This window comes from Streptococcus sp. HMSC074B11 (assembly GCF_001808705.1).
GTDB lineage: Bacteria > Bacillota > Bacilli > Lactobacillales > Streptococcaceae > Streptococcus.
This window is the reverse complement of the sequence record NZ_KV794230.1, coordinates 1-3,680: the sequence shown is the minus strand read 5'-3', so window position 1 is coordinate 3,680 and position 3,680 is coordinate 1. Positions and strand designations below refer to the sequence as shown.

6 protein-coding genes are annotated in these 3,680 nt (G+C 32.1%); all 6 read left to right on the top strand.

The features are described from left to right. Positions 1-158 precede the first annotated feature (158 nt). Positions 159-401 carry a hypothetical protein gene (locus HMPREF2619_RS01230; RefSeq protein WP_070458388.1) on the top strand — a complete coding sequence of 81 codons (243 nt, stop codon included), beginning with the start codon at positions 159-161 and terminating at the stop codon, positions 399-401. A gap of 314 nt (positions 402-715) precedes the next feature. Beyond that, positions 716-1,156, top strand: coding sequence for a hypothetical protein (locus tag HMPREF2619_RS01225; protein WP_007520128.1), 441 nt, complete (start codon positions 716-718; stop codon positions 1,154-1,156). 16 nt (positions 1,157-1,172) lie between these two features. Then, positions 1,173-1,508, top strand: a complete 336-nt coding sequence (locus HMPREF2619_RS01220; RefSeq protein ID WP_070458384.1) for a hypothetical protein — start codon at positions 1,173-1,175, stop codon at positions 1,506-1,508. Next, entirely contained in the window at positions 1,501-1,812 is a 312-nt protein-coding gene (locus HMPREF2619_RS01215; RefSeq protein ID WP_007520130.1) for a hypothetical protein, read from the top strand. Before HMPREF2619_RS01220 ends, HMPREF2619_RS01215 begins: the two co-directional genes overlap by 8 nt. A 59-nt stretch (positions 1,813-1,871) precedes the next feature. After that, positions 1,872-2,345, top strand: a complete 474-nt coding sequence (locus HMPREF2619_RS01210; protein WP_070458381.1) for a hypothetical protein — start codon at positions 1,872-1,874, stop codon at positions 2,343-2,345. A 209-nt stretch (positions 2,346-2,554) separates the two neighbouring features. Further along, the coding region (locus tag HMPREF2619_RS01205) for a pLS20_p028 family conjugation system transmembrane protein (protein ID WP_398578180.1) at positions 2,555-3,680 on the top strand (1,126 nt) is incomplete at its 3' end.

Genomic DNA, 3,680 nt, shown 5'->3' with positions numbered 1-3,680 from the left:
AACCATCGAAACAGCCTATAAAAACATTGAGAAGTTAAAGGCTAAATTGGAGTCCTTGGACAAGAAAAAACAGGCAGTCAAAGATGGAACATTTGAATTTTCAAACCCTATTGAAACTGTAGAAATGAATTAAAGTGAGGCAAAATAAAGGAGAAAAAATGGAATTAATTTTTAGAATTTTTGAAGCACTATTATATAGTTTTGTAATGACACTCCTAGCATGGTTTTTAATTTACCCAATCTGTTATATACAGCTTCAATCATCTTCAAAGAAAAACAAAGTTATGTTGTTTCCAGCTTCAGTTGCAGGTGTAATTTTATTCTTGTCTGTTGCTCCTAAACGAGTCACAATTCTATCAGCAGAAGAGAGAAAACAACTTAAAAAGAATATAAAGAAGTAATAAAATTAGGCAGTTTAGAACAATATATTTTACAGAAATTAGGAGAAAAGTTGATGTTTATAAGTGTGTTTTAGTGTGTGTATGATGTGGGAGGGGGTAATTTGTAAGTGTGTAAAAGTAGGCGAAGTCGAGAAAATTGGGGACACTAGAAACGTTGATACTATCAACTTATCACAGGATGTGGTAACAGTTTCCCTTATGCTCTTTTATTAGGTATATGGGAGGAAAAAGATAGGCAAATTGCCTAGTCAAAATATGGTCAAATTTCCCCCTGCTTCACTCTATAAAAAATTAGTTTGGAAAATGGTGTGTTTATGGATAATTGGAAAACGATGTTAGAAGTTGCGAAAGAGTTGGGGATTACAAAAAGTTTAGTTAGATATCACCGTCAAAAATTGGAGGATATTGATATCAAAAAGCAAGGTGGTGTAACATACATTTCCCCTCAGGGTGTTATGAAAATAAAGAGCTTTTTACGGTCAACGGATTATGATGAAAGCTTTGAAACAATAGTTAAAAATCAACTCAGTTTGATTCAAGAATTATTAATGAGTCGGACAGAGTTGTATAGAGAAAATACTAGAGATACTATTGAACAATTTCGAGAATTTTTAATTCGTTCACCAGATAGTTTAAAAGTTTTACATGAATTGGAGGAAAGGTCAAAAGGAACACCAGAGAATGAGTTTTATTTCGTACTTGCAGATTATATTGAATTGAAAAGTAAGAGGCATTATGATTTTTTGGTGGAGTAGAAAGGATGGATAATAAATGACTAACGGAAAACGAAGTGAGTTAAAAATTCGTGGATTAACTCAACTGGAAATTGATTATTTAAAATCACTTGCTAAAAAGAAAAAAGCAAAATCTTTTAATGAGTTTTTACTTCAGATTTTGCGTGAAAAAATTGAATTTGGGAGATTCAATAGAGCTCAAGAATTATATGTAGCTCATTTGGAAAATATGAAATTAGCTTCAGACCATATTAAAAACCAAGTTCAAAAACAAACAGAACAATTAGATAGTTTCAACGAAAAGATGAATTGTTATGGCGATCATATTTCACGTTGGCTAGAGTATGAAGGGGAGGTAGAATGTGATGACTAAAGATTTACTTATTCGAAACATACCAGAAGATATGTTTATTCAACTACATATGATGAAAAAGGAACAAAATTTTCCTTCTTTCAATGCGTTTATGTTAGCTCAGCTGGAAAAAATTTGTCAATTAGATGGCTTGAATTTATATGACAATGCCTTTTCTAAGAGTTTGACTGAAATTAAGGAACAGCAGAACAAAATTTTAGAGTTATTAATAAAAAATGAGATAACTATTTTAGGAGTTAGTGGGAAACAAAAAATAGTCGAAGAGCTGACAGTTAGCTGGTTAAATCGTGTTATGAAGGAGTGATTTTAGGCTAAAAGTTTGGTATAATAAAGCAAGTAAAACAGAAATAAAGGAGATCATCTATGATGAAACAGAAATTGATGCTTATTTTAGGAGTTCTTGGTCTATGTATCGTTATCTTAACGGCTTGTTCAGGTAAAACTTCACAAAATGCAGACGGCACACCTAGCACCCTAAAAAGTCGTTATTTGGGGTATTATCGATCTGATACAGATAATGCAACATTTTTTGATGAAACCACTAATGAGTTTGATTTTGATGTGAATAAGAGTACAATTTCAGACGGAACTGAAATTGAATCTCATATCAAAACATATCAAGTATTGTCTGAGGATGAGCTAGCTTCTAACTTTAAAGGTCCGGCTGAAAAAAATAAAGCAGCATCTAATTCAAATGATACAATTTTTTATATTCAGATCAAGGGGAGTGATCAATCTATTTACCAAGTAAAACTAAGTGATGGTGGGAAAAAGATTAAAATTATATCGTTAGGAGATGGTTGGGATCAGTTTGTTTTTACTGGTGTAGCGAAATAATAGCCATTTAGAGGCGAGAAAAACTCAATTCCACGAAAATAAACCGTAACTTTTTTTCATGATAAATCGCATAGTATCAAGTATTCAAAAAAATTGATACTATGCGATTTTATGTTTTTAGTCCTTATTGATCGCTCTTTTTTGAGGTTTGTCCCTTTACTACAAACTTTTTTATTATTCTTTATGATAGTAATAAAAAGGAGATAGTAATGAAGTATAGTACTTTTTCAGATTTGATAGGAAGTTTCTCAACACATAATGATTTACATGATAAGATTCCAATAACAGATGAACGTTCGGCTCCTTTAGTTGAATTTTATAAGTATTGGAGTAATTACCTGGAACCAACACCAGCTTATTTAGCGTTTTTATCTAGTTTATGGGGTTCTTTGGCTAAAGGGCTGTATTTTATAACTGCTAGTCTAGAACATGTTTTTAACAATTTATTTAAGCTTTTTGGACTTTTCGGATATCTGGGGGATCAGAAGACAGTCATTGGTCAATTTTTTTACTGGTTTCAGGTAATTGGAACTTCTCTGTTTGCCTTAATACTCGTTGTGTCAGCTGTTACAGGAGTTTTTACAAAACCAGTTAAATATAAAAATGTAATCTTAAATTTTTTGATGGTGACCCTAGTATCTTCAGCTTTACCGTTGGCTTTAACGACAATATCTACGGCCATTTCTGAAGATGTGCAGAGTGTTCAGAAAGTAGAGAGTACCTCAGGAGACAATTCAAAGTATTTCTCTTCTCTAGCTATTCAACCTATGAAAAATAATGTTGTAGATTTGAAAGTTTTAATTGATAAGGATTTTTCAACAGAACTTTTCCCAATGGATGACTATGGCTTTATTAAACCTATTCAGGAAGGCTCGACTCCTCTTAATAATATTACAGATAGTCCAGATGAACGTGATACCTCTGATTTTGCTTCACGAATTGATTTTAGTGCTACATTTGGAGCGACTGATACAGTTCTATTAGATGCTCTTGAGGCAAAACAAAAGGGATTAAAAGGACTCTTTATTCATCAATTAAATGCAACTCAAAATGGAATTTTAACTGTTGACGAACATCGCATTATAAAGGGATTAATTGCTTTTGAACCAGTGTATATGCGCTATAAAGTCAATTGGATTGGGATGTTTGCTCAGTATTTTATTTTGATTATTCTTTTAACGAGTATGGCCATTAAACTCGTAAAATCTATTTTTGATATTCTTATTGAAGCACTTATTTCACCTCTAGTCGGTTATACTTCACTTTCTAACTCTAAAAAATATAAGGAATTATTAAGAACAATTGGCGGTGCTGGAGCAGGTATCTTCTTTGAGG